Genomic DNA, 26,838 nt, shown 5'->3' with positions numbered 1-26,838 from the left:
GTCGGCGCAGGATCATGCCCGGTCCGCGGGGTAGATACGCCCTCCGCCGGGAAGGCCACGGGGATGGAAACCGAACTGACCCTGCGGGTCGACGGCGCCACCCACCACCTCCGCGTCGACACCCGGACCTCGCTGCTCGACGCGCTGCGGCAGCGGCTCGGCGCCACGAGCCCGAAGAAGGGCTGCGACCACGGCCAGTGCGGCGCGTGCACCGTGCTCGTCGACGGCCGGCGGATCCTCGGCTGCCTCGCCCTCGCCGTCGCGCACGAGGGAGCCGAGGTGACCACGGCGGCCGGGCTGGCCCCCGGACCCGACGAGGACCATCCCGTGCACCGCGCGTTCGTCGAGCACGACGCCTTCCAGTGCGGCTACTGCACGCCGGGCCAGGCGTGCTCGGCGGTCGGCGTGCTCGACGAGCTCGAGCGTGGCTGGCCGAGCTCCGTCACCGCCGCCCTCACCGACGGCCCCGACCTCGCCGACCCGGACTCCCTCGACCGGGAGATCGCGGAGCGGATGAGCGGCAACCTCTGCCGGTGCGGTGCCTACAAGGGCATCCGGGCCGCGGTCGCGCAGGAGGTCCGTCGATGAGGCCCTTCGCCTACGCCACGCCCCCCGACGCCCGCGAGGCCGTCCTCGCCGTCGCCGAGCGGCCCGACGCCGCGTTCCTCGGCGGCGGCACCAACCTGGTCGACCACCTGCGCCTCGACGTCGCCCGGCCGGGCCTGCTCGTCGACGTCACCGGCCTGACCTCGGCCGAGATCGAGGAGCTGCCGGACGGGATCCTGCGGATCGGCGCGGCCGTGCGCAACTCCGACCTGGCGGCCGACCCGCGGGTGCGTCGGCGCTACCCCGTGCTCGCCGAGGCCCTCCTCGCCGGTGCCTCCGGGCAGCTGCGCAACATGGCCACGACCGGCGGGAACCCGCTGCAGCGCACCCGCTGCGCGTACTTCCAGGACGTCACGACCCCGTGCAACAAGCGCGAGCCGGGCTCGGGGTGCTCCGCGATCGGCGGTGCCACGCGCCAGCACGCGCTCCTCGGTGCGTCGGAGCAGTGCATCGCCACGCACCCGTCGGACATGGCGGTGGCGCTGGCCGCGCTCGACGCCCGGGTGCAGGTGCTGGGGCCGGAGGGTGAGCGCACGATCCCCTTCGCCGACCTGCACACCCTGCCCGGGGACACCCCCGAGCGGGACACCGTGCTCGAGCACGGCGAGCTGATCACCGCGATCGACGTCCCGGACGCGCCGATCGCCACCCGCTCCCGGTACCGGAAGGTCCGCGACCGGGCGTCCTACGCCTTCGCGCTGGTGTCGGTGGCCGCGTGCCTCGACGTCGCGGACGGCGAGATCCGCGACGCCCGGATCGCGTTCGGCGGGGTCGCGCACAAGCCGTGGCGTGCACACCGGGCCGAGCAGGCGCTGCGCGGCGCCCCCGCCACCGACGAGTCCTACCGCGCCGCCGCGGAGGCCGAACTGGCCGACGCCCGCCCGCAGGAGGGCTTCGACGGCGGCAACGCGTTCAAGATCCCCCTGCTCACCGGGACGCTGGTCAGCACCCTGCGCGAGCTGGGCCGAGAGGAGGACCGGGCATGACCGCGACCCTGGAACCGCGGGCGATCGGACGCGACCTCGCCCGCCGCGACGGCGGGGCGAAGGTGCGCGGCACCGCCGTGTACGCCGACGAGACACCCGTGCCCGACCCCGTGTACTGCCGGATCGTGCAGGCCACGATCGCCCGCGGACGCGTCCGGTCGGTCGACACCACCGAGGCCGCCACCACCGACGGCGTCGTCGTGGTGCTGACCAGCGCCGACGCCGAGCGCCTGGCTTCGACCGACGACGCCGAGCTCGCCGTCCTGCAGGGCGAGGACGTGGGGTTCCGCGGCCAGATCGTGGCCGCCGTGCTCGCCGAGACCGACGAGGTCGCCCGGGAGGCCGCCGACCTCGTGCGGGTCGAGTACGACGCCGAGGAGACCGACGCGCAGCTCTCCCCCGACCGCGCCGACCTCTACACCCCCGAGTCGGTCAACCCGACCTACCCCCCGGACACCCACGACGGGGACATGGCGGCGGCGATGGCCGAGGCGCCGGTGACCCTCGAGCAGACGTACACGACGCCGATGCTGCACAACAACCCCATGGAGCCGCACGCGACCACCGCCCTCTGGGAGGCGGGCCACGGGGAGTCGGCGCAGGACGGCCACCTCACCTTGTGGGACTCCACCCAGGGCGTGCACCCCGTCCGGCAGACGATCACGCAGGTCTTCGGGCTCGAGCCCGGGCAGGTGCGGGTGGTGTGCCCCTACGTGGGCGGGGGCTTCGGCTCCAAGGGCAACCCGCACCCGAACGTGGTCATGGCCGCGATGGCGGCCCGCGCGGTGCCCGGCCGTGCGGTGCGGCTGGCCCTGACCCGTCAGCAGATGTTCTCGCTGGCCGGCTACCGCACGCCCACGATCCAGCGCATGCAGCTCGCCGCCGAGCGGGACGGGACGTTGCGCGGCATCGCGATCGACGTCGTCGAGCAGACCTCGCGGATCAAGGAGTTCGCCGAGCAGACCGGCGTGCCGACCCGGAACATGTACGCCGCCCCGAACCGGCGGACCACGCACCGGCTCGCGGCGCTCGACGTCCCGGTCCCGTCGTGGATGCGCGCGCCCGGTGAGTGCCCGGGGATGTTCGGGCCCGAGGTCGCGATGGACGAGCTCGCCGCCGAGCTGGGCCTCGACCCGATCGAGCTGCGGATCCGCAACGAGCCGGAGGTCGACCCGGAGACCGGCAAGCCGTTCTCCTCCCGCAACCTCCTCGCCTGCCTGCGGGAGGGCGCGGAGCGGTTCGGCTGGGCGGGCCGCGACCACCGCCCGGGCGTGCGCCTCGAGGACGGGTGGTGGGTCGGCACCGGTGTCGCGGCCTCGATCTACCCGACCATACGCATGCCGAAGTCCACCGCCTCGGTGACCTACGGCGGCGGCCGGTACGTCGCCCGGATCGGCGCCGCCGACCTGGGCACCGGCGCGTGGACCGTGCTGCCCCAGATCGCCGCCGATGCGCTCGGCGTCCCGGTGGAGGACGTCGACGTGCTGATCGGTGACACCGACTACCCCGAGGCCACGGTCGCGGGCGGCTCCTCGGGCACCACGACCTGGGGGTCGGCGCTGGTCGAGGCGGTCCGGGAGTTCCGGGACAAGTACGGCGACCGGCCGCACGACGGCGACGAGGCGTCGGGGTCGGTGAACCCGAACGCCGCGGAGGACGACTTCACGATGTCGGCGTTCGGGGCGCAGTTCGCCGAGGTCCGCGTGCACGCCGACACGGGCGAGGTCCGGGTGCCCCGGCTCCACGGGGTGTTCGCGGCGGGGCGCATCATCAACCCCCGCACGGCCCGCTCGCAGTTCCTCGGCGGGATGACGATGGGGCTGGGCATGGCCCTGCACGAGCACAGCCTGCTCGACCCGCGGACCGGGCACGTCGTCAACCACGACCTGGCCGAGTACCACGTGCCGGCCAACGCCGACGTGGCCGACCTGCAGGCGCACTGGCTCGACGAGGACGACCCCCACGTCAACGCCATGGGGTCGAAGGGCATCGGCGAGATCGGGATCGTCGGGACGGCCGCGGCGGTGGCCAACGCCGCCTGGCACGCCACCGGGGTCCGGGTGCGGGACCTGCCCGTCACCCTCGACCGGGTGCTGCCGGGGCGCTGACCGGCTGCGACCCGCCGTCCGGATCCGTCTCGGCGAGCGCGTCGAGCAGGATCCGGGCGGCGCGGGCCGTGTCCACCACGGGCGTCCAGCCCAGCTCGCGGCGGGCCCGGCCGGTGTCGATCACGGGGGTGTCGACGGCCAGGTCGAACCAGCCCGTCGTCGCGCCGAGGACGCCCAGCCGGTTCGCCAGGCCGAGCACGGCCCGCACCAGCGACCGGGGCACCGGCAGCGGCCGCGCGCCGGCGACCCGCGCGAGCCCGCGGGCACCGAGCGCGTCGGCGGCCACGTTGAAGGTGCCGCCGGCGCGCCGGTCGAGCGCGGCGGCGACGGCCCGGCCCAGGTCGTCGGCGTGGACCAGCTGCAGGACGAGCCCGGCCGGCAACGGCAGCAGCGGGACGCGGCCCGCCCGCAGCGCCCGCAGCAGCACCGAGGGCACGGCCGGACCGAGGAACAGCCGCCGCATCCGGGCCGCGGCGTCCGCGCGGATCACCAGTGCCGCCCGGATCCGGGTCACCGCGACTCCGGGGTGGTCGTCCGCGAACCCGTCCAGCATGGCCTCCGCGGCGACCTTGTCCCGGCTGTACGCGGAGTCCGGATGCGCCCGCACCGGCCACGACTCGTCGACGGGGCGCTCCGGCTCGCCGGGCGCGTGCGGACCGTAGACGGCCTGCGAGGACAGGAACACGAGGTGGCCCACGTCGGCGCGGTCCGCCGCGTCGAGCACCGCGGCGGTGCCGTCAAGGTCCGTGCTGCGCGGGGTCGAGGAGTCCCCGACGGGCTGGATGGCCCACGCCAGGTGGACGACGGCGGCGGCGCCCTCCAGGAGCTCCGCGAGCCGGTCGGCGGCGTCGTCGGCCAGCAGGTCCAGGGCGTGCCAGGTGGCCCGGCCGGGCGTGGAGCCGTTCGCGGGTGGGTGCCGGCACACCGCGCGGACGGCGACGCCGGGGCGTTCGGCGAGCGCCGCGAGCAGCCCCGAGCCGACGGTGCCGGAGGCACCGACGACCACGACCGTGCGCGGGACCCCGGTCATGCGGACGCGCTGCTCCGCCCCGCCTCGCCGTCGAGGCCCCTCCGCAGCTGGGCGAGCGTCCGCGACAGCAGCCGGGAGACGTGCATCTGCGAGATGCCGACGCGCTGGGCTATCTGCGTCTGGGTCATGTCGCCGAAGAAGCGCAGGGTGAGGATCAGCCGCTCGCGCTCGGGCAGCGCGTCGATCAGGGGGCGCAGCGACTCCCGGTACTCGACGTGCTCGAGCGCCTTGTCGACCTCGCCGAGGGTGTCGGCGACCGGCTGGTCGTCCGCGTCCTCGACGGCGGTGAGCGACCCCGCGTGCTGGTTCGCCTTGGCCGCCAGTGCCTCGAGGATCTCCTCGCGGTCCACGCCCAGGTGCCGGGCCAGCTCGCTGGGCCGGGGCGCGCGGCCGAGGGTGTGCGACAGCGGTCCGGAGGCCTTCCCGATGGCCACGCTGAGCTCCTTCAGCCGCCGCGGCACCCGCACCGACCAGGTGCGGTCGCGGAAGTAGCGCAGCATCTCGCCGCGCACGCACGGGATGAGGTAGCCGAGGAAGTCGTCCCCGGCGCGCTCGGGATCCCAGCGGTCGACGGCCGAGATCAACCCGATCGTGCCCACCTGGACCAGGTCCTCGATGCCGGCGCGGTAGCCGGAGCCGTGCCGCTGTGCGAGGTGGCGCACCACCGGCAGGAAGGCCAGGACGAGCTCGGACCGCAGCCGGTCGCGGTCCGGGTGGTCGGCCGGCAGCGCGGCGAAGCGCTGCAGGACGGGCATCTGGTCGGCGTACTCGCTCGGGCCCTGGGGGTTCCCGGTACCGGCGGGCTGCGCGACGGCCGGCGGGGGGTCCGGCACGGCGGTCATGGAGCCTCCTCCACGTCGGGGGACGTCAGAGGCAGCTGGCTGTACCTCGGTCGAGCGGCGCCCGGGGTCGGTCCGGGGGGCCGCCCGTTCGTCGGTCCTGCATCGGTCGTCCCCCGACCGTACAAGCGCCCGCCGGGTGCCGCAGGTCGAGTTCGTGCCGGGCGCATGGCCACCGCGCACCGGGGTATGAGGCGCGACACACGTGTCCGGTAAGACCCCGAGGGAGCAGCTGCGATGACCGCCCGATCCGTCCCCACCGCACACCCGCCCCCGGGCCCCCGGCGCGCCGGGTCGCCCGACGTGGCCGACGTGCTCGGGCCGCTCGTCGCCTGGATGGCGAGCCGCGAGCCGCACGAGGGTCTGCGTCGCCGGCAGGTCCGGGTGGTCGAGCGGTTCCTGCGGTGGGCGGCGGCCGACGGCGGGGACCCGCGGACGCGGCGGGAGCGGTTCGAGGCCGAGCCGGGCATCGCCGGCCCGGCGGAGGCGTACACGGTCTCGGCGGCCCTCGACCGGCTCGCGGAACACCGCCGCATCCTCGCCCTGCCCCCGATCCCGACGCGTGGGGAGCGGACGACGGGTATGCCGCGTGCCCCCGGGACACCACCCCTATCCTCGGCGCACCCGGCGCGTCCGGGCGTGCCGCGGCCGGTCGGCGGCGGCCGGAGAGGAGCGACGTGAACGCCGAGGCCGACCCCGCGCGGGACCCCGCCCGTCCCGGCGACGCGACCCCGGCCCACCTGCCCGCCACGCTCCCCCTGCTGCCCGATCTGCGGCTCGCCGCACTGTGGGTGCCCGCCGCCCCGCTCGGCCCCGCCACCGTCCCCTCGAGCGACGGCGCCGCACCCGCCGGCGACTGGCTCGACGTGGTGCCGCTGGCCGGCGGCCGGCTCGCGCTCGCCGTCGGCGATCTCGTGGGTCCGGCGCCGCGGCCCGGCGCCGTCACCGGGCTGCGCACCGTCCTGCGCCAGGCGCTGCACACCGCGCCGACGCTCACCGAGGCCCTCGAACAGGTCGACCGGGCCGCGAGCGTCGACGAGGCACTGCACGGCGCGGCGCTCACCGTGGTGGTCGTCGGGCCGGACGGGGAGCTCGAGCACGCGCGCGGCGCCCATCCCCCGGCCCTGGTCAGCGGCCCGGGCGGGATGACGCCGCTGCCGGGCCAGGCCTACGGGCCACTGGGGGTCGGGGCCGCGCCCCCGGTGCCCGGGACCGCCCGGCTCGCCCGGGGCGAGACCCTCGTCCTGTACTCGGACGAGCTGCTCGAGGGCCGCGGACGCGGCGGCGCGCCCGGTCGCGGCCTCGCGGTGGCCCCGGACGTCGCGCGGGACGATCCGGCCGCCCTCTGCGCGCTGCTCGCCACGCGCGCCCCCCGGGGCGGGGTCGCCGTGCTGGCCGTGCACCGGCCCGTCGTCCCCGTCGAGCCGCTCCGGCTGGTGCTGCCGGTCGACCCGCACGCGCTGAGCCCGTTGCGCGAGAGCCTCACGCGGTGGCTGGAGGCGGCGGGCGTCGCGCCGCGGACCGTGGTCGCGGCGCCGATGGTGGTCTCCGAGCTCGCCGCGAACGCCATCGAGCACGCGTATCCCGAGGGCGGGTCCGGGGAGATCCGGGTGGGGGCCGAGCTCACCGGGCAGGGCCTGCGGATCACGGTGTCCGACGACGGCGCCTGGCGGTCCGCGGAGACGGACGAGGGGGGCCCGGACCGGGACGACGGTCCCGGGTTCGGGCTCGCCGTCGTCCGGGACCTGTGTGACGACCTCGCCGTGGACCCGGGACCGGGGGGCACCACGGTCACCGCGCTGCTGGCCGTCGGCAGGCCGGTCGTCGTGGGGGAGACACCGCGCCCGGGGCCCGTGGCCGTGCCGGAGGCGTTCGCCGTACGCAGCGGCGACGCACCGGGCGTGGTGCTCGTGCGCGGCGACGTGGACCTGCCGGCCGTGGCCAGCCTGCGGGCCGCGCTGCTCGCCGCGGCCGCGTCGGGGGCGCCGTGCGAGCTGGACCTGTCCGCCGCCACGCTGTTCGCCAGCGCGGGGGTGCGGCTCCTGCACCAGCTCGACGCGGAGACCGACCTGCGCGTGGTGGCGCCGCCCGGTGCCGCCGCGCGTCCGGTCCTGGAGCTGACCGGCCTGGCCCACCTGCTGACCGACCGGGCCGACAGCGCCTGACGCGGCGCCCGTCGCCGCCGGACCCGATCAGGCCCGGACGGATCAGGCCCGCACCACAGCAGGCCCGCACCACAGCAGGCCCGCACCACAGCAGGCCCGCACCACAGCAGGCCCGCACCACAGCAGGCCCGCACCACAGCAGGCCCGGACCGGATCAGGCGCTGCCCTCGGCCGCCCGGTCGGTCCGGCCCGCCGCACGGGCCTCCCGGCGGTTCTCCACGGCCTCGGCGTAGACCTGCTCGACGGCGGCGGCGATCCGCTCGCGCCCGTAGCGGGACACCGCACGGTCCCGGCCCGCGATGCCGAAGGCCATCGGCACCGCGCCCTCCCGGAGCAGCCCGCGCAGGGCGTGCGCCAGGGTGTCGGGCCGGCGGGGCGGGACGAGCACCCCGGTGACCTGGTCGACGACCGTCTCCGCCAGCGCGCCGACGGCCGAGGCGACGACCGCGCGACCGCACGCCATGGCCTCCAGCGCGACCATGCCGAAGCCGGTCCGGTGCGGCACATGGACCAACGCGTCGGCGGAGCGGATCAGCGCCGGCAGGGACTCCCGGCGTACCGCGCCGAGGAAACGGACGCGGCGCTCGACCCGGGCCTCGCGGGCGACGGTGTGCAACCGGGCCAGCTCGCGGTCCCGGGTGAAGTCGACCTCCGGGTCGTCCGTCGGCGGCCCGCCCGCCACCAGCAGCTCGGCGTCCGGGACGGTGCGCAGCGCGCGGATCGTGTCCTGCACGCCGGCCTCGACGTCGAGCCCCGCCACGGCCAGCAGCCGCGGGTGCTCCCCGCGGCGGAGCACCGGCCCGTCCGGCTGGAAGAACGTCGTGTCGACGCCGTAGGGCACCACGCGGACCGCGGAGCGACGGGCGCCGAGCCGGACGAGGCCGAACACGTCGTCCTCCCCGCAGGCCAGCACCCGGTCGGCGCGCCCGACGAGCACGTGTTCGGCCGACGCGCGGCCCCGGCTGTCGACGGACGGGTCGACCGGTCGCCCGCCCACCCCGGGCAGGGTGACCACCAGCGGCAGGCGCAGTTCGCGGGCGGCGGCCGCGGCCGCGAGCCCGGCGGTCCACGAGTACGCGTGCACCACGTCGGGCGGCGTGGCCCGCCACCGCCGCTCCAGCTCCTCGGCCAGGACCGGCACATGGGTGACCAGACGGTCCTCGGGGAGGGGGACGGCCGGTCCCGCGTCGAGGTGCCGGACCTCCAGCCCCTCGCGCGGGCGGGCCACGGCGTCCTGGTGGGGCGAGTCCCGGCGGGCGAGGACGGTGACCTCGTGCCCCGCCTCGGCCAGGCCCGTGCCCAGCTCCGTCAGGTGCTCGCCCAGGCCGCTGTGACCTGGTCGGCCGGGGCCCGCCAGGGGGCTGCACCGGTCACAGACTATGGCGACGTGCACCGCGGCTCCCCTCGTCGACGTCGTGCGGCCGCGACGTCGGGTCGCACCCGTTACTACGCCCCGGACCGTACGGACCAGTGCTGCCACGCGCCAACGCAAGGGCGGACGGAAAGGTGGCCGTAAGGCACGGTGCGCCCACTCGGAGGGATGCGGGGAGCGGGTTCGGAGCAGCAGGCTGGGGGCAGCGGGCCGTCAGCCGCCGCGGACGCCCGGGACGGCGTCGCCCCCGGACGCGGTGTCGGGTGCGCCGGGGTCGTCGAAGCCGTCGGCCCCCGCGGCCACGTGGTCGCGCTCGACGCGGTCGTCCTCGACCCGCTCGTGCCGCCCCGCGCCGTGCCGGCCGGAGGGGCGCGGGCGCGGCTCGTCGACCTGCGCCGTCTCGGTCGGGCCGCCGTGCGGCACGCCGTAGTGATCGAAGAGCGCGGCCTCGGTCCGGGGGCTGAGCGTCCCCTCGGGCACCTCCGGGGCGGTCCGCAGCTGCTCGGCGTCGTAGGGCACGTGCACCGCGCCGTCCTCGAGCACGGCGTCGGCCAGCGGCAGCGCGGCGTGCCGGGAGTGCGACAGGCCGCCGGTGAGCACGACCCACTCCGGCTTCTGCGTCTCGTCGTCGACGTAGACGGCGTCGACCGTGCCGAGCTCGGCGCCGTCCCGGTCCCGCACCGTCAGCCCCTGCACGCGGGCGGGATCGTCGAGGTCCGCCATGGTCTCCTCCTCGGGTCCGGCCGTCCGGTCCTCCCGGTCGGCACGAGCGGGATGCCCACCACCCGACCCCGCACACTCCCCGTGCCGGCCCTCACACGCGGTGTGCCGCGCCGTGTCCTCGCCGACCGGCTCCCCGGTCGGGAATCGCAGGGCCGACGGTGTGCAGGGCCGACGGTGTGCAGGACCGACGGTGTGCAGGACCGACGGGGTGCAGGACCGACGGGGTGCAGGGCCGACGGGGTGCAGGGTGGGTACGAGCCCGTCGCGGACGAGCCTGCGGTGCACCGGCCCGCGCCCACGGCCCGGCGCACCGCGGACAAGTAGGAGCCACGACCCACCTCCGGTCCCACCGGGGTGCGTCGTGGCTCCGACGGGGTGCCGTCAGATGGGGAAGCGCAGGGTGGCGCCCAGCCCGTCGGTCAGCGCACCGTCCGCGAACAGGCCCCGCTCGGGGGCCTCCTCCCCCGCCGCGTCCGCGGCCGCCTCGGCCTGCTCCTCGGCGATGCGGGCGTCGTCGAGCCGGTCCTTGCCCCGCACCACGGCCGGGTCGTCGAGCCGGACGAGCTGGCCGCTCTGGCACGCGACGGCGCGGATCACCGCAGGCACCCCGGGCACCTCCTGCGGGTCGCCGACGTTGAGCGCCTCGAGCTCCTCGCGCTGCACGCCGAGCTGCGTCGGCTCGCCGCCCACCCACACCGCGGCGTCGGTGAGCGTGGCGGGGTCGAGGAACAACGTGTCGACGGCCTCCGCGCGCAGGGCGGCGACGACGTCGGCCAGCCCGGTCACGGCCTGCCCGTCCGGGCGTCCGGCCAGCTGCCGGTAGTGCTCCCAGGCCTGCCGGCGCTCCGCGTCGAGGACGTCCTCGACCGCGGCGGCCACGGTGTCCGGCACGTCGACCGGGGTGGCGCCGGCGGTGTGCTCGACCTCCGCGACGATCTTCGCGGACCGTTCCGGCAGGGCGTCGACGAGCCGGGAGCGCGCCGGGGAGTCGCCGAGGACCACGAGCACGCGCGCCCCGGAGGCGCGCACCCGCGCGTCCACCCGGCCGGCGACCTCGGCGGTGTTCTCCCGCCAGGTCTCCTCGACCCGCTCCTGCATGTTCAGGTGCGAGAGCCCGCCGGCCCGGACCTTGTGCACGGGGTGGTCGCGCCCGCCGACCTCCTCGGGCTCCGCGTCGCCCGGGGCGAGCACCTCACCACCGGTCTCGTCGATCCGGACGACGACCACCGGCACCTCCTCGCGCACGGCCTCGGTGACCGCGGCCAGGTCGGGCAGCGCGGACCAGGTGCTGACGGAGGTCCGGGGCGGCGCCGGCAGCACGGCGTCGACCAGGACGCCCTTGTCGGCCGCGACGAGCACCCTCCCGCCGGTCCCCTCGGGCGGTGGCGCCTCCGCCAGCGCGGCGTCGACGGCGTCGACGACGGACCCCGGCGCGCCCTGCCCCGACAGCTCCTCGCGCACACCGCGCCGCCGGAGCTCGTCCTGGCGCGCCGCGTCCTCGGTGTCGTGGGTGACGTCGAGCAGCACGGTCGCGAAAGGGCCGGGCGCGGCGCAGGCGTCGCGCAGCCAGTCGAGTCGCACGGGTTCCTCCGTTCCGGGCCCGCGTCCGCGGGCCCCGTCGAGGACGGACACGGTCGGGAGCGGCGATACCCGGTGGACCCGGTGCGAAACGGCGGGCCGCTCGCGGGAGGGCCCCGACAGCGGGCTCCTGCACCCGGGCGGGTGATGTCCGGTCCCGGCGGGTCCGCGCCACCCGGGACCGTAACGACCTGCGCGGACGTGACGAGTCCGACAACGACCAGCGGAGCGTGAACCGGGTCGTGGTCAGCCGGGCGCCGGGAGGAGCGAGGTGGGCGGTCTCTCGCTCGTCGACGGCTGGCTGCCGGTGGCGTTGCTGGTCCTCGCCGGGGTGGCGATGTTCGGCCTGCTCACCCGCTGGGGGCGCGGTGCGGCCGGCACCGCCGTCGTCGCCGTCCTCGTCGCGGCGCTGGTCCTCGTCGGGCTGAACCCGCTCGTGGTCGACGGGCTGGACCTCCTGCCCGAGCCGCTGCCGCGGCAGGTGCTGATCTGGATCGCGATCGGCCTCGGCGGCCTCGTGCTCGCGCTGGGCTCCCTGGTCGGCACCCGGCCCGGCCGGAAGGTCCTCGCGCTCGGGTGCGGGCTGCTGGTGCTCGTCGGCGCCGCCGCACAGGTCAACGTCTACTACGAGCAGTACCCGACCGTCGCCGCCCTGGCCGGGACCGGGGACGAGCGCTCCTTCACCGGCGGGCACGGCGCCCCGTCCCGGCCCATGACCACCCCGGTCGCCTCCCGCTGGCGGGGCCCGGCCACCGCGCCGTCGAGCATCGAGAGCGCGCCGATCCCCGGCACGGTCAGCGGGTTCACCGGCCGCGACGCGCAGCTCTACCTCCCGGCCGCCTACAACTCCCCGAACCCGCCGCTGCTGCCGGTCCTCGTGCTCGTCGCCGGCCAACCGGGGGGTCCCCAGGACTGGGTGGTCGGGGGCAGGCTACAGGCGCTGATGGACGACGTGGCCCGGCAGCACGGCGGGCTGGCGCCGGTGACCGTCGTCGTCGACCCGAACGGGGCGGACGGGAACAACACGATGTGCATGGACTCGGACATCGCGAAGGCCGACACCTACCTGTCGGTCGACGTGCCGCGGTGGATCGAGGCCACGCTCGGGATCGACTCCGACCACGCGCACTGGGCCTTCGGCGGCTGGTCCTTCGGCGGCACCTGCGCGTTGCAGATGGCCACCCGGCACCCGGACCTGTACCCGAACGTCGTCGACATGGCGGGCGAGCGCGAGCCCGCGATCAGCGCCGACCGCACACAGACCGTCCAGATCGCCTTCCACGGCGACACCGCGGCGTTCGACGCGCTGACGCCGCTGACCCTGCTGGCGCAGCGGACGTACCCGGGCGTGTGGGCCTACTTCGCCTGCGGCGGGGACGAACAGGAGGTGGGGACATGGCAGACCGAGGTCTCGACGGCGGCGCAGCGGGCCGGGATGACCGTCCGGACGCAGGTCGTGCCGGGTCAGGGGCACTCGTGGGCGGTGCCGCACGCGTCGCTCCCGCCGGCCCTGGGCTTCCTGGGCCCGAGGCTGGGGCTGACGGCGGGGACCGGGTCGTGAGCCCGGCGGGGGTGGGGACGTCCGGCGGACCTCCCGCCGACCCCGTCCCGTCCGCGCCCGACGCCACCGACCCCGCCCCGTCCGCGCCCGACGCCGCCGAGCCCGCCCCGCCGACGGCCGAGCGGGCGGAGCGGGAGGCCGGTGGTCCGCCGCGTGCGGCGAAGGCGCCCGGCCCGCCCCCGGCCGGCCCGGTGACCGCGGAGGCCGCCCGGTCCGCGTCGGCGCCCCTGCCGGCGGCCGCCGGGCGGACGGCACCGTTCGAGGTGTGGGCCTCCCGGCTGACCGCCGCGCTGCCCCAGGCCTGGCACCGGATCCCGTTCACGATCGCGGTGATCGCGGTGACCGTGGTCGTCGGGCTCGTCGGGCGCACGATCTGGCGGCCGCTCTGGCAGGAGGGGTGGTTCCCGCAGGTCGCCTACGGCGTGCCCGCCCTGCAGGAGGGCCGGCTCTGGACGCTGTTCACCGGCTGGTTCTTCGCCATCACGCCCGGCCAGTACGTCAGCGGGCTGCTGCTGTTCGCGGTCGTCGTGGGTGCCTGCGAGATCCGGATGGGAACGAGGGTCGTCGCGGTCACGGCCCTGGTCGGGGAGATCGGCGGGGTGCTGCTGGCGTCCCTGCTCGTCTGGGCGCTGTCGCACACGTCGTGGCCGTGGGCCGTGCACCTCGCGACCGTGCGCGACGCCGGGTTCACGACCGGCGCCCTCACCGTCCTCGCGGTCACCACCGCGGCGCTCCACTCCCCCTGGCGGCTACGGATCCGGGCCCTGCTCGGCTTCTACGTCCTGGTGGCCTTCCTGTTCGAGGGCACCCTGTCCGACGTCGCCCACCTCCTCGCCGTCGCGGTCGGGTTCGCGGTGGGCCAGCGCCTGTTCGGGGTGGAACCGGGCTTCGGGCCGCGCACCCGGCGAGAGACCCGGCTGCTGGCCTTCGCCGGGCTCCTCGCGATCGCCCTGACCGAACTCGTGGTGCTGCTCTTCCCCGGCGCCGGACCCTTCGGCGCGACGGGCGGGGCCGCGACCTCGCTGCTCGACGTGCTGATCGACGTCGTGGTCGTCGGGATCGTCGCCAACGCGCTGCGGCTCGGCAAGCGGTGGGCCTGGTGGGTCACCGTGGTCCTGGGCGGGCTCAACGCGCTGGTGGCGGTGGCCGCCGTCGTCATCCTCGTCGCGGGCGGGGTGGTGACCGACGAGGCGATCACGTTGGGCACCGGGGTGCTCTGGATCGCCGTACTGGTGGTCCTGCTGTCGAACCGGCGGGCCTTCCGGGTCCCGATCCGGCGCCGGCTCCCGGGCGGACTGGCCGCGAGCGAGGGCGACGCGCTCGAGCGGGCCCGCACCCTGCTGCAGTCCGTGGGCGGCTCGACGATGTCCTGGATGACGCTGTGGCCGGAGATGCACTTCTACTTCCTGCGCGACGGGCGCGGGTACGTCGGCTACCAGCGGCACGCGGGGATCGCGCTCGCCCTGGCCGACCCGGTCGCCCCGCCCGGCACGATCGCCGCGGCGGTCACCGAGTTCACCGAGGACGCCGAACGGGGTGGTCTCACCCCGTGCCTGTTCTCCGTCACCGACACCGCGGCCGAGGCGGCACGGTCCGCGGGCTGGCGGACGGTGCAGATCGCCGAGGACACGCTCATCGACCTGCCCGGGCTCGCCTTCACGGGCAAGAAGTGGCAGGCCGTCCGCACCGCGCTGAACAAGGCGAAGCGGGAGGGCATCGAGTTCCGGATCGTCACGCTCGCCGAGGAGTCCTTCGCCGTCCTCGCCCAGGTGCGCGCGATCTCCGAGGAGTGGGTGGGCGACAAGGGGCTGCCCGAGATGGGCTTCACCCTCGGCGGGGTCGACGAGGCGCTCGACCCCGCGGTGAAGGTCGGGCTGGCGATCGACGCCGGCGGCAGCATCCACGGCGTGACCTCCTGGCTCCCGGTCTACGCCGAGGGTGGCCGGGTCCGCGGCTGGACCCTGGACGTCATGCGGCGGCGGACGGACGGGTTCCGCTCGGCCATGGAGTTCATGATCGCGTCGGCCTGCCTCGCCTTCGGCCAGGAGGGCTACGAGTTCGTCTCCCTGTCGGGGGCGCCGCTGGCCCGGGGCGAGGGGTCGACGGATCTCGACCGCACCGACCGGCTGCTCGACAAACTCGGCGGGGCGCTCGAACCGTTCTACGGCTTCCGGTCGCTGCACGCGTTCAAGGCCAAGTTCTCGCCGCGCTACGAACCCGTGCACCTCGCATTCCGTGACGAGGCGGATCTCCCCCGTATCGGAATCGCGCTCACCCGGGCGTATCTGCCCGACGCCACGCCTCGACAGCTGATCGCGGCGGGTTTCTCCGCGGGCGGCAAGGAGCCGGAGGGCCACTGAGGAGACCGCCGGAATCTCGTTTCCTCGTCGTTGTCGATGGTTCCGGCGAAACGGGTCTTGTGGCGGAAGAAAGGGGTGCGCTACCTTTCTTCCCGCACGGGGGATGCGCACCTGGGGCGCCCTGTCAGGTTCAATTCCTGTGTCCTCCACCACCGTCCGGACGGGGGCCGATCGCCGCGCGCGATCGGCCCCCGTCCGTGTCCCGGGCGTCCCTCAGTTCGGCGGACGTGGCCGGCTGCTCCTCGGCCGGCGCCGGCCCCCTGTGGACCCGTACGCGGAGGCCGACGCGACCAGCTTCCACACGGACATGTACCGATGATCCGTGCGAACCGGGCCGCCGGGGTCAGACCGCGGCGCGCGACCGGTCCCGCTGGGCGTCCATCAGCGAGTCGAACGTGTACCGCCAGTCCTCGGCCAGCGGGTAGCCCCTGCGGCCCGCCTCCTCCAGGCTCAGCTCGATCGGCATGCCGAACGTGTCGTGCAGTTCGAACAGGTGCGCGCCCGTCACGATCTCGCCCTGCCGGTGGAGCCGGCGCAGCATCGACAGACCCTTGCGCAGGGTCCGGGCGAACTGCTTCTCCTCCTTCTGCAGCACGGCGACGATCTGTGCCTCCTGCTCGGCCACCTCGGGGTAGACGTCGGCGAACAGCGTGGCGATGATCGGGACGACGTCCACGGCGACGCCTGCGGTGAGCTCCAGGTCCAGCCCGAAGCGCAGCGCCCGTCGGACGAGCCGGCGCATCACGTATCCCTGCTTGGAGTTGCCCGGCTTCACCCCGTCCGCGGCGAGGAACGCCGCGCCGCGGAGATGGTCGGCCACGACGCGCATGGCGTGCACGACCTCGGGGGCGCCGCCGTCGTAGGACTTCCCGGAGAGCTCCTGCAGCTTCTCGACGATCGGCCACAGCAGGCTGACCCGGTAGACGTCCGGGCTGTCGATCGAGGCCGCCGCGATCCGCTCCAGCCCGCCGCCGAAGTCGACGTTGTGCCGGGGCAGCTCGGCGATGCCGCCGGTCCCGGTCCTGCGGTAGATCATGAAGACCGAGTTGCCGATCTCCATGTACTGCCCGCCGTCGGAGTTCTGGTGCGGGAACCGGCCGTAACGGGTGTCGTGCTCGACCTGCGGGAAGTGGTAGAAGACCTCGGAGTCGGGGCCGCCGGGGTCGCCGACCGGCATCTCGTCCGGCCCGCCGAACCGGCTCCACCAGTTCTTGTGGCCGTAGAACGCGATCCGCGCGCCCCGGCTGCCGTGCTCGTTGCCGTACTCCTCGGTGTCGAGGTCGATGCGCCGGCACTCGATGCCGCGCTCGGCGAACAGCCGCTCCCAGATCTGCGCGCTCTCCTCGTCGCGCGGGATGCCGTGCTCGGGATCGCCGAGGAAACACGTCACGTAGAGCCGGTCCGGGTCGAGGCCCACGACGTCGACCAGGAAATGGAACACCCGCGAGATCTGCTCGGCCTTCCCGTAGTCGCCGAGGCTCCAGTTGCCGAGCATCTCGAAGAAGGTGGTGTGCCGGTTGTCGCCGACCTCGTCCATGTCCTGGGCCCGCAGGCAGGGCTGGACGTCGACGAGTCGGGGGCCCTGCGGGTTGTCCGCGCCGAGCAGGTAGGGCAGCAGCGGCTGCATCCCCGACCCGGTGAACAGGGTGGTGGGGTCGTCGCGCAGGACGATCGGTGCGCGCGTCACCACGGCGTGGCGGTCCTGGGCGAGCATGTCCAGGAACGACCGGCGGATGTCCTGTGCGTCCATTCCGCCGACCCTGCCAGGCCGATCATCGGCACCATAAGGCCAGAATGAGGTAACGGCTCACGCGGCGACGCGGAAATGTCACTCGTGGTCGCGCAGGAAACGCGTTCGGTAGCGGGTCGCGGCCACCAGGAGGAGCAGTTCCACCACCACGGCGACCACCACGAGTTCCGCGTCGAGGTAGCCGAGGGCCACGTTCACCCCGGCCAACGCGATCACCAGACCGGCCCGGCAGAGCGTCGTCCCGGCCCGGTCCCGGCCGACCAGCAGGGCGAGGGCGGCCAGGACGAGCAGGACGCCGACCACGGCCTCCCCCGCCGAGGCGACGACGAGGGCCGGCGGCCGGGTGCCCGGGGCGACGGTCCGGTCGTCGAGCACGATCTGCACGTCCGGCGAAGCGCTGAGCAGCGCGATCAGCACGGCGAGGCCGACCAGCGAGAGCAGGCCGAGCACGGCCGCGCCCGCCGCCAGCAGCAGCCGGTGGGCCCAGCGCGGGAGGAGCACGTGCTCGAGCCGGACCAGCGCGGTCCGCACCCTCCCGACGCGGTCCGAGGGCGCCTCGACGGGCGCGGCCTCGATCACCGGGCGCACGGCGTCGGCGAAGGCGGCCAGGTCGGGGCGGGTGCGCTGACCGCCCAACGCGTCGAGATCGCGGAGGAGCGCGGTGCGCGTGCTCGGCCGCAGCGGGCCGTCGGCCAGATCCTTCAACCGGGCGGCCGCGGCATGGGCCAGCTCGCGGGGGCGGCCGCGCGGCACGCGGCGGGCCAGCACCACCACGCCGAGCACGGCCAGGAACGTGCTGTAGATGATGGGTGCGGCGAGTGGGGTGAAGTAGTCGTTGCGACGGGTGATGAACTTGCCGACCTCGTCGACGAACAGCCCCGACCCGACACCGACGCAGACCGCGGTCGCCGGGTGCACCCAGCGGTTGCTCCACAGCACCGCCACCACACCGCCGGCGAGCAGGAGTAGCCCGCCCCACAGGGCGTGGGCGAGGTGGTACTCGCCGCCGCCGATCTGCGGGTAGCCGGTGAGCGCCAGGTACAGCCGCGTCACCACCACGGTCACACCGAACGCCACCGCCAGCAGCCGCACACTCCGCACCGCGTCGGGCCGCACCACCGGACCGCGGCGGAGGGTGGCAGCCGTTCCGGGTGGGTCGTCGGGGAGCACGACACAGGCTCCCGGCACGGCCGCTGCGGGGGCGGGACCCGGAGGGGGCGGGGGTGCGGCTGTCGGTGTGGGGCCGGCCGTCGATGCGGGATTCACCGTCGCCCCGGAGCCCGTCGCCGACCCAGGACCCACCGCCCCGGGCCCCACCGCGGAGGTGGAGCCCGCCGCCGAGGTCGGGCCCACCGCCGATGTGAGGCCCGCCGCCGATGTGGGCCCCACCATCGATGTGGGGCCCGCCGCCGAGGTCGGGCCCGCCGATGTGGGGCCCGCCGATGTGGGGCCCGCCGATGTGGGGCCCGCCGATGTGGGGCCCGCCGTCGGCGCGGCGACGTCGTGAGACGCGGACGAGGCCGGCTCGACGCGCTCAGGACCGGAGTCCCCCGGCTCCGTCGTCGCCGTCATCGCACCTCCCTCGGCCTGCGGGCCGTGTGCGCGACGACGGTAGCGATCGACGGCCGGGCGCGACACCCCATCGGCGGACGTCCGAGCAGGTCACTCACCGCCCCGTGACCTGTGATCACCGACAAGGACCGACCACGGCCGCGGACGGCCGCATCCGGTCCCGTCCGGTGATCATGGATCCGGCACGACCGCGAGCTGGATCAGCGTCCCCGACGGCGGCCGCCGCGGCGCTGGTGAGCAGGACCAGGCGGTGCCGGTCCCGGACGTCGGCCAGGGTGCCGCCGAGCGTGCCGAGCGCGGCGATCGGCACACCCGTCGCGGAGCCCGACCACGCCGACGAGCGCCGGACTCGCCGTCAGCTCCCAGACCTGGGCGAGCACGGCCACCACGGCGACCTGCCCGCTGAAGGCCGACGCCGTCGACCCGATCCAGAGCCGCCGGAAGCCGGGGTGTCCGCGCAGCGGGCGGGTGTCGAGGACCCGGTCGAACGCGCTCACCGGTCCTCGGGCAGATGGGCCCGGATGCGGTCGAGGAAGGGCCGCTCGCGCAGAGCGGCGGCGGCGTCGGAGATCACCCGGGTCATCGGGTACGGCAGGGCCACGTCGAGCTCGGCGAACGCCGCCTCGGTGGCCCGCCACTCCGCTTCCAGGAAAGGCACGAGCGCGCTCCCCCGCCCGGTCAGCGCGACCTGGCGGGTGCGGGCGTCGGCGCCGGGCGTGGTCTCGACCAGCCCGGCCCTGCGCATCTCGGTGACGGTCTGGCTCATCGCCGAGTGCGTGACGTCGATCTGCGCCGCCAGCTCCTTGAGCGGCATCGGGCCGAGGTGCTGCAGCCGGATCAGCGCCATGCCGAACCGGGTGCGCACTCCCCGGACCCCGTGCTCCGCGTAGAGCTCCGCGATCGCGGCGTCCATCGTCGCGAGCAGGTCCTTGAGCGGCCGCAACCAGCTCTCGAGCGTCGGGTCGGGAGACGCCACAGCGCTGATATCACAGCGCTGTCACACGGCCCGGTTCCGTGCGGAACCGCGGCCCGCATCCTCGATCACCCGGCGGCCGAGCCGTCTCGGCCCGACCCGCGGTACCGACCGGAGCGTCGACCGCTGGGAACCCGTCTCAGCCCGCGGGCGGGGCGAAGAACTCCAGCGCGATGTTGTCGGGGTCGCGGAAGGACACTCCGGAGCCGTAGTGGGCGTCGACGATCCCGCCGTGCCGGATCCCGAGCTCGTCGAGCCGGGCCACCCAGCGCTCCAGCTCGGCCCGGTCGGCGCAGGCGAAGGCGACGTGGTCCAGACCGGTCCGGCGCTCGTCGAAGGCGCCGCCGGGCTCGCTGCCCGGGTGGGTGTGCAACCCGAAGAGATGACCGCCGCCCAGGGCGAAGACGGTGTGGTGGAAGCCCCCGGTCGTCTCGTCCTCGTCGAGCACGGGATCGGACCCGAACAGGGTGGAGTACCAGCGGGTGCTCCGCTCGAGGTCGGTCACCGTGACGGCGGCGTGGGCGAGCGGCGGGAACTGGGCCATGACGACCTCCTCGATCGGCGATGATCGCTCCCGAGCATCCCAGGGTGCGCCACCGCGGGCGTCCTTCCTGCGGACGGTTCCCTCCCGCTCGGGGATCGACCGGCGGGGACCGACCGGCAGGGACCGACCGGCGGGGAGGAGTCAGGAGCAGGCCGGGGCCGCCCGGCGGGCGGCCCGGGCCAGCGCCAGCCGCAGGACCAGGGCGGTGGCGGTGAGCGCCACGATGACCAGCGCGTAGACCTCGGCGGTGACCCGCAGGCCGAACGCGGTGCCGGCGAACCCCGCCGCCACCGCGGGGACGCTGAAGGCGAGGTAGGAGATCACGTACGCGACGGCGAACAGCGCCCCGCGCTCGTGCGGCGCGGCGATCCGGGCGAACGTCCCGAAGGTCGCCAGCGCCGCCGCCCCGAACCCGACGCCCGCGATCACGGTGCCGAGCGCGGCGACGGCGACGAGCCCGGCCGTCACGCCGCCCAGCGTCACCAGGGTGCCCAGGCCGAGCAACGCGGCGGCGGGGGCCAGCAGGCGCACCGCCGGGCGGCGGCGCAGCAGGAACGCGGTGGCCGAGCCGATGCCGCACAGCAGCGTCACCACGAACCCGCCCACCAGGTGGTTGCGCAGGTCGAACAGCCCGGCCGTGACCGACGGACCCAGCGAGAGGTACAGCCCGCCGAGCACCCAGCTGGCGATCATCACCGGCACCACCGGCACCACCTCGGCCCGCAGTCGCGCCGGCACACCCACCTTCGGGCGCAACGAGGCCAGCGCACCCGGGCTGCGGGTCGCGGTCTCGGGCATCAGTGCGACGACCACCGCCGCCAGCGCCATCCCGGCCAGCAGCAGTGCGTAGACGAACCGGGTCGGGGCGGGCCCGAACTCGACGAGCGCACCGCAGCCCAGCGCGCCCAGCGCGAGCCCGCTCGTCGGGGCGACGGAGTTCACCACACCCGCCCGGCCCCGCGCGCTCGGGGACTCCAGGTCGACCAGCGCCGCGCCGAGCGTCGTCATCGCGGCGCCGGTGGCGATCCCCTGCAGGAGGCGCGCGACCGAGAGCACGACCACGTCCCCCGCCAGCACGAACAGGACGAGCGCGACGATCTCCACCAGGATCGCGCCCAGGAGGACCGGGCGGCGGCCCACGTGGTCGGACAGCCCGCCCACGATCAGCAGCGCCGCGAGCAACCCGACCACGTACACGGCGAAGACCACCGTGAGCACGGTCGGGGTGAAGCCCCACAGCTGCTGGTAGACGACGTAGAGCGGGGACGGCGCGCTCGACGCCGCCAGGAACAGCACCACGATCGCGGCGACCGCCGCGAAGTACGGCCCCCGCAGCCGCGTGCCCACGGCCGCTCCGTCCGTCCTGACCGACATGCTCGCCTCGCAAGGTGTGCAACGATCTGTGCGTTAACTCCGACGACCGTAGCATGAACGCACAGATCACTGCGTTAGCTTGTCGCAGCGATCGGTGCCATACTCGCCGGCATGGCTGCCTCCACACCGGTCACGCGCCCCGGGGGCCCGGGTGCGGCCGCCGGGTCCCGCCCCGGGGGCCGCTCGGCCCGCGTGCGGGCGGCCGTCCACCGGGCCGTCGAGGAGCTGCTCGCCGAGGAGATCGGCGGCGGCCTGACGATCCCCGCCGTGGCCGCCCGCGCGGGCGTGCACGCGACCACCCTCTACCGCCGGTGGGGCTCCGTCGGCGAGCTGCTGGCCGACGTCGCGAGCAGCCGGTTCTCCGGCGACGTCGTCGTGCCCGACACCGGGTCCCTGCGCGAGGACCTGCAGCGCTGGGCGGCCGACGTCGCGACCGACCTCGCCGACCCGGACGTCCTCGCCCTGATGCGCGCCACGCTCGGCGCGGGCGGCGAGCCGGGCGCCTGTGCCTGCCGCGGTGACCGGGAGGAGCAGCTCGCGGCGATGCTCGACCGCGAGCAGGCGCGGGGCGGCGCGGTCCCGACGGTCGAGCGCGCCGCCGACGCGCTGCTCGGGCCGCTGTACTACCGGGCGGTCTTCACCGGCGAGCCCGGTTCACCGGACTGGGCCCGGGGGCTCGTCGAGCTGCTGCTGCCCACCTGACGCGGGCGCGCCGACCGGGGCGACCTGCTCCGTCGGCTGCGCTGAGGAGATCGAGTAGCCGTCCGCCCGGCTCGGGACGCGGACGTCGGCGCGGCAGCGGCGCGGCTGCCGCAGGCGCTCGCTCGGGCGCCCCGTGCCGCGGCTGCCGGGCCTGCGGTTCCTCCCGCCCGCGCATCCGGCCGAGCCGGGCACCCGCACCGTCCGAGGGGTGCTGGCCACACCCGGGAAGGCCCGGTGGCGCGGTCGTCGCGGGACCCCGCCCGGCGGGAGTCTTCGGTCACCGGGCCGAGCACCGCTTCCGGTGTCCGACCGACCACCGCGCAGAACACCGCGCCGACCACCGCGCCGCTCCCCCGCGGCCCGACATCCCGGGAGACCCCGATGACGACCGGCACCCCCCTCGACGCCGCCCGCCCCGCCGACCTCGCGGCCCTCGCCGCCGCCGTCGCCGGACCCGTCCTGCAGCCCGGGGAGGCCGGGTTCGCGGAGGAGGTCGCCGGCTTCAACGTCGCCTACACCCCGGCCGCCGCCGTCGTGGTGGGCGCGACGAGCACGGCCGACGTGGCCGCGGCCGTCCGCCACGCCGCCGCCACCGGTCGCAAGGTCGCCGTCCAGGCCACCGGGCACGGGCTCACCGGCGAGCTGTTCGGCACGGTCCTGGTCACGACGACGCGGATGGACGACGTGCGGATCGACCCGCTGCGCCGCCGCGCGGTCGTGGGTGCCGGGGTGCGGTGGCGCGCGGTGATCGACGCCGCCGCGCCGTACGGGCTCGCCCCGCTCAACGGCTCGTCGTCGCACGTCGGGGTGGTCGGCTACACCACCGGTGGCGGCCTCGGCCCGCTGGCCCGCCGGTACGGCTTCGCCGCCGACCACGTCCGGAGGTTCACGATCGTCACCGCCGACGGGACCGTCCGGGAGGTGTCGGAGAACAGCCAGGGCCCCGACGCGGACCTGTTCTGGGCCGTGCGGGGCGGCAAGGGCAACTTCGGGATCGTCACCGAGCTGGAGTTCGACCTGGTCCCGGTCGCACGCTTCTTCGGCGGCGCCCTGTTCTTCGGCGCCCGCGACGCGGCGGCCGTCCTGCACGCCTGGCGCGAGTGGGCCCCCGGCCTGCCCGAGGACGCCACCACGTCGGTCGCGATGCTGCGCACCCCGCCGGACCCCGCGCTGCCGGAGCCGGTGCGCGGGCGGTTCGTCGTCGCCGTCCGGTTCACCCACCTCGGCCCGGCCGAGGAGGGCGCCGCGCTGCTCGCGCCGATGCGGGCCGTGGCCGAGCCGGTGCTCGACGGCGTCGCGGAGATGCCCTACCCCGCGATCGACGCGGTGCACCGGGACCCGACCGAGCCGATGCCGATGTGGGACCGCGGCACCGCGGTGGCCGAGCTGCCCGCCGAGGCCGTCGACGCGCTCCTCGCCGTCGCCGGTCCGCAGGCCGGGGTCCCGCTGGCGATGGTGGAGATCCGGCTGCTCGGCGGCGCGATCGCGCGCGGGCCCGAGGTGCCCAACGCGGTCACCGGGCGCGACGCCGCGTTCAGCGTCTTCACCGTCGGGGTGCTCGCCGGCCCGCCCGTGGAGGTGGTCGTCGCGTCGGCCGCCGCGGTGGTCGACAGCGTCGGGCCGTGGGTGTGCGGGGGGCTCGTCAACCTCCTCGGCCAGGCCGGACCGGCGCGCGTCGGGGCCCTGTGGTCCGCCGCCGACCGCGCCCGGCTGCTCGCGACCGCCCGGCGGTTCGACCCGACCGGTGTGTTCGCGACCAACGTGGTCATCGGCTGATCGACGCCACGGCGCCCCGCAGGGCCGGAGGAGCCTCTCCCCCGGTTCCGCGGGCGTCCTGTCCGGACCCGGGTGTGAGCTGCGGCGGACGTGAATCGATCCCCCCGGAACCGGGTACAGTGGCGCATGGCCACACCGAGCGACGAACGCGCCGTAGGTCACCGGACGCACGGCAAGGACCCCGAAGCGGCCTCCCCACCCGACGTGCCCGCCGCGCGGACACCCATCCGGGGCCGTCCGGTCCTCGGGATCGGCGGCCCCAACTCCGGCAGCGGCTCGCACGACGGGCAGAGCGCGCTCAAGCTGCACCGGGGCATCTCGGTGCTGGCGTTCCTGCTCTGCGTGCTGGTCACGGTGGTCTTCCTGATGGACGGCGCGCTGATCCCCGCGATCGTGTTCGCCGTCGTCGCGCTGGGCTGCGTCGGGGTCTTCGCCTGGACCAGCGTGCAGCTGCGGCGGGCCACCGGGACACCCGACCCGAACCGGGAGCCCTACGTGACCTGACCGGTCCACCCCGTCGTCGCCCACTGCCGACGACGGGGTCCGGGCGGTTCCGCCGCCGATGCCGGCCGGCTGTGGTCGGGCGGCCTCGGCACCCCGCTGATCGCGGTGCCCGCCGGCCTGGTCGTGCGGGTCGTCGCCGGGGGTCGTCCCGGGGCGCCGCCGTCGCCGTCGTCCTGCCCTTCGTCACCGCGTCCGCCCGCGGAGGCCCTGCCGATCTCCCCTTGTCACACTGGTGGCATGGCGCCTGATCCCAGCCCCGTCCCCGGGTCCACCGACCTGCTCGTCGTCGGGGCCGGACCGGCGGGATCCGCGGCCGCCGCCTGGGCCGCCCGGCAGGGGCTGGACGTCGTCCTGGCCGACGCCGCGGTCTTCCCGCGGGACAAGACCTGCGGGGACGGGCTCACCCCGCGCGCCGTGGCGGAGCTGGACCGGCTCGGGCTGGGCACCTGGGTGCGCGGGCACGGCGCGAACCGGGGCCTGCGGGCCGCGGGGTTCGGGCAGGAGCTGCTGCTGGCCTGGCCCGGCGGGTCGCTGCCGTCGGAGGGCAGCGCGGTCGCCCGCACCGAGCTCGACGCGCGGATCCGCGAGGTCGCCCTCGAGGCCGGCGCCGTGCCGGTGCAGGGCGCGAAGGCCGTCGGGGTGGAGCGCGACGGCGAGCGGGTCTGCGGTGTCACGTTCGCGCTGGCCGAGGGCGGGAGCGCCACGATCCGCTGCGAGCGCCTGGTCGTCGCCGACGGGGCCCGCTCGACGCTCGGGCGGGTGCTCGGCCGGGAGTGGCACAAGGACACCGCCTACGGGGTGGCGGCCCGCGGCTACATCCGCTCCGGCCGGCACGACGACCCCTGGATCTCCTCCCACCTGGAGCTGCGGGGCACGCAGAACGAGGTCCTCGCGGGGTACGGCTGGGTGTTCCCGCTGCACACCGGCGAGGTCAACATCGGCGTCGGCACCCTCGCGACCGACAAGCGGCCCGCCGGCGTCCAGCTCAGATCGCTCATCGAGCACTACGCGACCCTGCGCCGCGAGGACTGGCAGCTCGACGGGCCGGTGCGGCTGGTCCGCTCCGCGCTGCTGCCCATGGGCGGGGCGGTGTCCGGGGTGGGCGGCCCGAACTGGGCGCTGATCGGCGACGCCGCGGGCTGCGTCAACCCGCTCAACGGCGAGGGCATCGACTACGGCCTGGAGACCGGGCGGCTGGTGGCCGAGCTCATGGCGACGGACAAGGACCTCGACCCGGCCTGGCCGGCCACCCTGCGCCGGCACTACGGCCAGGCATTCTCGATCGCGCGCCGGCTCGCCGGACTGCTGACGATCCCGCGGCTGCTGCCGCTCGCGGGCCCGGTCGGAATGCGCTCGACCCCGCTGATGCGGGTCGCGCTGCGGGTCATGGGAAACCTGGTGACCGACGAGGACACGGACCTGGTCGCCCGGGCCTGGCGCGCGGCGGGCCGGCTGTCGCTGCGGTTCGACGAGCGCCGGCCGTTCCCCGCGGCCGATCTCCGGGGCTAGCCTGCTCCTCGGGTCGCCGGGTCGGGGTGTCCGGCGAGCCGACGCCGGCTCAGCGCAGGGCGGCGGCGTAGAGGTCGGCGAGGGCGGCCCAGTGCCGTGTCGCGGCGTCGCTGTCGTGGGTGGGGTTGTCCGGCACCGCGAAGCCGTGGGCGGCGGGGTAGGTCTCCAGGTTGTGCCGGACGTCGGCGGCGGTGAGGGCCTCGTCGAGCAACGCGAACTGGTCCGGGCCGAAGGAGTCGTCGTCCTGGGCACCCGCCACGTACACGGTCGCCCGGATGTCCGCCGCGCGGTGGTGCGGGCTGTCCGGGTCGTCGGCGACCGCCAGCCGCCCGCCGTGGAACGACGCCGCGGCCGCCACCCGGTGGCCGAGGGCCCCCGCCGCCGTCAGCGAGGCCCGGCCGCCCATGCAGTACCCGGTGACGCCGACGGCCGCGCCGCGGACCTCGGGCCGGCCGAGCAGCGCGTCGACGTACGCGGCGGCGTCGGCTCCGATCGCCGCCGCGGTGAGCGGCCGGACCAGCTCGGCCAGCCGCGCCCGTTCGGCGGGGTCGTCGAAGAGGCTCGCGAGGTCGAAGGGCTCGAACCCGCCCGACCGGTAGTAGACGTCGGGCAGCAGCACCGCGTAGCCGAGATCCGCGAGGTGGTCGGCCATCCCGAGGAAGGTCTCGCGCACCCCGCCCGCGTCGGGGTACATCAGCACGCCCGGCCAGGGCCCCTCCCCCGCCGGGGTGTGCACGGTGGCGGCGCACGCGCCGTCGGGGGCCTGGATGGTCAGCGGGGTGCGGGGCATGCGGGCTCCGGTGTGG

Annotated in this window: 23 protein-coding genes; 11 read left to right on the top strand and 12 right to left on the bottom strand. The window is 75.9% G+C overall.

Annotated features, from left to right (window positions below; all coding sequences use genetic code 11):
• Positions 1 to 63 precede the first annotated feature (63 nt).
• The 3 genes from ACL02T_RS02920 to ACL02T_RS02910 are packed head-to-tail and all read left to right on the top strand — an operon-like array spanning position 64 to position 3,700.
• Positions 64 to 588 (top strand): 2Fe-2S iron-sulfur cluster-binding protein, encoded by a 525-nt coding sequence (locus tag ACL02T_RS02920; RefSeq protein WP_412829052.1) that lies wholly within the window; start codon positions 64 to 66, stop codon positions 586 to 588.
• Positions 585 to 1,592 carry an FAD binding domain-containing protein gene (locus tag ACL02T_RS02915; protein WP_412829051.1) on the top strand — a complete coding sequence of 336 codons (1,008 nt, stop codon included), beginning with the start codon at positions 585 to 587 and terminating at the stop codon, positions 1,590 to 1,592. Before ACL02T_RS02920 ends, ACL02T_RS02915 begins: the two co-directional genes overlap by 4 nt.
• Complete coding sequence (locus ACL02T_RS02910) at positions 1,589 to 3,700, top strand: xanthine dehydrogenase family protein molybdopterin-binding subunit (protein ID WP_412829050.1); 2,112 nt, start codon at positions 1,589 to 1,591, stop codon at positions 3,698 to 3,700. Before ACL02T_RS02915 ends, ACL02T_RS02910 begins: the two co-directional genes overlap by 4 nt.
• Here the strand turns inward: ACL02T_RS02910 and ACL02T_RS02905 are convergent.
• Entirely contained in the window at positions 3,669 to 4,730 is a 1,062-nt protein-coding gene (locus ACL02T_RS02905; RefSeq protein ID WP_412829049.1) for an NAD-dependent epimerase/dehydratase family protein, read from the bottom strand. The genes ACL02T_RS02910 and ACL02T_RS02905 overlap by 32 nt on opposite strands.
• Positions 4,727 to 5,572, bottom strand: a complete 846-nt coding sequence (locus ACL02T_RS02900; protein ID WP_412829048.1) for a SigB/SigF/SigG family RNA polymerase sigma factor — start codon at positions 5,570 to 5,572, stop codon at positions 4,727 to 4,729. The genes ACL02T_RS02905 and ACL02T_RS02900 overlap by 4 nt, the downstream gene beginning before the upstream one ends.
• Positions 5,573 to 5,806: 234 nt before the next feature.
• Here ACL02T_RS02900 and ACL02T_RS02895 point away from each other — a divergent pair, with 234 nt between their 5' ends.
• Both ACL02T_RS02895 and ACL02T_RS02890 read left to right on the top strand, forming a co-directional pair.
• A complete protein-coding gene (locus ACL02T_RS02895; RefSeq protein ID WP_412829047.1) occupies positions 5,807 to 6,250 on the top strand; it encodes a hypothetical protein in 444 nt (147 codons plus the stop codon).
• Positions 6,247 to 7,734 (top strand): ATP-binding SpoIIE family protein phosphatase, encoded by a 1,488-nt coding sequence (locus ACL02T_RS02890; RefSeq protein WP_412829046.1) that lies wholly within the window; start codon positions 6,247 to 6,249, stop codon positions 7,732 to 7,734. Before ACL02T_RS02895 ends, ACL02T_RS02890 begins: the two co-directional genes overlap by 4 nt.
• 154 nt (positions 7,735 to 7,888) lie before the next feature.
• On the opposite strand, the gene ACL02T_RS02885 is transcribed toward ACL02T_RS02890, so the two are convergent.
• From ACL02T_RS02885 to ACL02T_RS02875, 3 genes are all read right to left on the bottom strand, one after another.
• Positions 7,889 to 9,127, bottom strand: a complete 1,239-nt coding sequence (locus tag ACL02T_RS02885; protein ID WP_412829045.1) for a glycosyltransferase — start codon at positions 9,125 to 9,127, stop codon at positions 7,889 to 7,891.
• A gap of 192 nt (positions 9,128 to 9,319) precedes the next feature.
• Complete coding sequence (locus tag ACL02T_RS02880; RefSeq protein ID WP_412829044.1) at positions 9,320 to 9,829, bottom strand: PRC-barrel domain-containing protein; 510 nt, start codon at positions 9,827 to 9,829, stop codon at positions 9,320 to 9,322.
• Between the two features lie 381 nt (positions 9,830 to 10,210).
• The gene (locus tag ACL02T_RS02875) at positions 10,211 to 11,410 is read right to left on the bottom strand and encodes a baeRF2 domain-containing protein (RefSeq protein ID WP_412829043.1); all 1,200 of its coding nucleotides are present in this window, start codon (positions 11,408 to 11,410) and stop codon (positions 10,211 to 10,213) included.
• A 268-nt stretch (positions 11,411 to 11,678) separates the two neighbouring features.
• On the opposite strand from ACL02T_RS02875, the gene ACL02T_RS02870 reads away from it, so the two are divergent.
• Together ACL02T_RS02870 and ACL02T_RS02865 are read left to right on the top strand one after the other, a co-directional pair.
• Complete coding sequence (locus ACL02T_RS02870) at positions 11,679 to 12,968, top strand: alpha/beta hydrolase (RefSeq protein ID WP_412829042.1); 1,290 nt, start codon at positions 11,679 to 11,681, stop codon at positions 12,966 to 12,968.
• Positions 12,965 to 15,328 carry a bifunctional lysylphosphatidylglycerol flippase/synthetase MprF gene (locus tag ACL02T_RS02865; protein ID WP_412829041.1) on the top strand — a complete coding sequence of 788 codons (2,364 nt, stop codon included), beginning with the start codon at positions 12,965 to 12,967 and terminating at the stop codon, positions 15,326 to 15,328. The genes ACL02T_RS02870 and ACL02T_RS02865 overlap by 4 nt, the downstream gene beginning before the upstream one ends.
• A gap of 343 nt (positions 15,329 to 15,671) precedes the next feature.
• On the opposite strand, the gene ACL02T_RS02860 is transcribed toward ACL02T_RS02865, so the two are convergent.
• The 6 genes from ACL02T_RS02860 to ACL02T_RS02835 all read right to left on the bottom strand — a co-directional run bounded on the left by ACL02T_RS02860 (position 15,672) and on the right by ACL02T_RS02835 (position 21,514).
• The gene (locus tag ACL02T_RS02860) at positions 15,672 to 17,078 is read right to left on the bottom strand and encodes an alanine--tRNA ligase-related protein (protein WP_412829040.1); all 1,407 of its coding nucleotides are present in this window, start codon (positions 17,076 to 17,078) and stop codon (positions 15,672 to 15,674) included.
• Between the two features lie 78 nt (positions 17,079 to 17,156).
• Positions 17,157 to 18,197 carry a hypothetical protein gene (locus ACL02T_RS02855; protein WP_412829039.1) on the bottom strand — a complete coding sequence of 347 codons (1,041 nt, stop codon included), beginning with the start codon at positions 18,195 to 18,197 and terminating at the stop codon, positions 17,157 to 17,159.
• Between the two features lie 568 nt (positions 18,198 to 18,765).
• Entirely contained in the window at positions 18,766 to 18,960 is a 195-nt protein-coding gene (locus ACL02T_RS02850; protein ID WP_412829038.1) for a hypothetical protein, read from the bottom strand.
• A gap of 183 nt (positions 18,961 to 19,143) precedes the next feature.
• Positions 19,144 to 19,626, bottom strand: coding sequence for a MarR family winged helix-turn-helix transcriptional regulator (locus tag ACL02T_RS02845; RefSeq protein ID WP_412829037.1), 483 nt, complete (start codon positions 19,624 to 19,626; stop codon positions 19,144 to 19,146).
• 136 nt (positions 19,627 to 19,762) lie between these two features.
• Complete coding sequence (locus ACL02T_RS02840) at positions 19,763 to 20,167, bottom strand: VOC family protein (protein ID WP_412829036.1); 405 nt, start codon at positions 20,165 to 20,167, stop codon at positions 19,763 to 19,765.
• A gap of 141 nt (positions 20,168 to 20,308) precedes the next feature.
• The gene (locus tag ACL02T_RS02835; protein ID WP_412829035.1) at positions 20,309 to 21,514 is read right to left on the bottom strand and encodes an MFS transporter; all 1,206 of its coding nucleotides are present in this window, start codon (positions 21,512 to 21,514) and stop codon (positions 20,309 to 20,311) included.
• 138 nt (positions 21,515 to 21,652) lie between these two features.
• On the opposite strand from ACL02T_RS02835, the gene ACL02T_RS02830 reads away from it, so the two are divergent.
• The 4 genes from ACL02T_RS02830 (at position 21,653) to ACL02T_RS02815 (ending at position 26,032) form a co-directional block, all read left to right on the top strand.
• Positions 21,653 to 22,243, top strand: coding sequence for a TetR/AcrR family transcriptional regulator (locus ACL02T_RS02830; protein ID WP_412829034.1), 591 nt, complete (start codon positions 21,653 to 21,655; stop codon positions 22,241 to 22,243).
• 381 nt (positions 22,244 to 22,624) lie between these two features.
• Positions 22,625 to 24,019, top strand: coding sequence for an FAD-binding oxidoreductase (locus ACL02T_RS02825; protein WP_412829033.1), 1,395 nt, complete (start codon positions 22,625 to 22,627; stop codon positions 24,017 to 24,019).
• A 126-nt stretch (positions 24,020 to 24,145) separates the two neighbouring features.
• Positions 24,146 to 24,523: a hypothetical protein gene (locus ACL02T_RS02820; protein WP_412829032.1), complete on the top strand. Its 378-nt coding sequence runs from the start codon at positions 24,146 to 24,148 to the stop codon at positions 24,521 to 24,523.
• Positions 24,524 to 24,760: 237 nt separating this feature from the next.
• On the top strand, positions 24,761 to 26,032 hold the full coding sequence (locus tag ACL02T_RS02815; RefSeq protein ID WP_412829031.1) for a geranylgeranyl reductase family protein: 1,272 nt from the start codon (positions 24,761 to 24,763) through the stop codon (positions 26,030 to 26,032).
• Between the two features lie 49 nt (positions 26,033 to 26,081).
• Here the strand turns inward: ACL02T_RS02815 and ACL02T_RS02810 are convergent, their stop codons facing one another.
• Entirely contained in the window at positions 26,082 to 26,822 is a 741-nt protein-coding gene (locus tag ACL02T_RS02810; RefSeq protein ID WP_412829030.1) for a dienelactone hydrolase family protein, read from the bottom strand.
• Positions 26,823 to 26,838 lie beyond the last annotated feature (16 nt).

The sequence above is a fragment of the Pseudonocardia oceanicola genome, from assembly GCF_047200735.1.
In the GTDB taxonomy this organism is placed as follows: domain Bacteria; phylum Actinomycetota; class Actinomycetes; order Mycobacteriales; family Pseudonocardiaceae; genus Pseudonocardia.
This window is presented reverse-complemented; position numbering and strand designations above follow the sequence as displayed.

Coding starts and splice junctions, on each gene's coding strand:
- ACL02T_RS02920 (WP_412829052.1), top strand. CDS start 64: ATGGAAACCGAACTGACCCTGCGGGTCGACGGCGCCACCCACCACCTC.
- ACL02T_RS02915 (WP_412829051.1), top strand. CDS start 585: ATGAGGCCCTTCGCCTACGCCACGCCCCCCGACGCCCGCGAGGCCGTC.
- ACL02T_RS02910 (WP_412829050.1), top strand. CDS start 1,589: ATGACCGCGACCCTGGAACCGCGGGCGATCGGACGCGACCTCGCCCGC.
- ACL02T_RS02905 (WP_412829049.1), bottom strand. CDS start 4,730: ATGACCGGGGTCCCGCGCACGGTCGTGGTCGTCGGTGCCTCCGGCACC.
- ACL02T_RS02900 (WP_412829048.1), bottom strand. CDS start 5,572: ATGACCGCCGTGCCGGACCCCCCGCCGGCCGTCGCGCAGCCCGCCGGT.
- ACL02T_RS02895 (WP_412829047.1), top strand. CDS start 5,807: ATGACCGCCCGATCCGTCCCCACCGCACACCCGCCCCCGGGCCCCCGG.
- ACL02T_RS02880 (WP_412829044.1), bottom strand. CDS start 9,829: ATGGCGGACCTCGACGATCCCGCCCGCGTGCAGGGGCTGACGGTGCGG.
- ACL02T_RS02860 (WP_412829040.1), bottom strand. CDS start 17,078: ATGGACGCACAGGACATCCGCCGGTCGTTCCTGGACATGCTCGCCCAG.
- ACL02T_RS02840 (WP_412829036.1), bottom strand. CDS start 20,167: ATGGCCCAGTTCCCGCCGCTCGCCCACGCCGCCGTCACGGTGACCGAC.
- ACL02T_RS02830 (WP_412829034.1), top strand. CDS start 21,653: ATGGCTGCCTCCACACCGGTCACGCGCCCCGGGGGCCCGGGTGCGGCC.
- ACL02T_RS02825 (WP_412829033.1), top strand. CDS start 22,625: ATGACGACCGGCACCCCCCTCGACGCCGCCCGCCCCGCCGACCTCGCG.
- ACL02T_RS02820 (WP_412829032.1), top strand. CDS start 24,146: ATGGCCACACCGAGCGACGAACGCGCCGTAGGTCACCGGACGCACGGC.
- ACL02T_RS02815 (WP_412829031.1), top strand. CDS start 24,761: ATGGCGCCTGATCCCAGCCCCGTCCCCGGGTCCACCGACCTGCTCGTC.
- ACL02T_RS02810 (WP_412829030.1), bottom strand. CDS start 26,822: ATGCCCCGCACCCCGCTGACCATCCAGGCCCCCGACGGCGCGTGCGCC.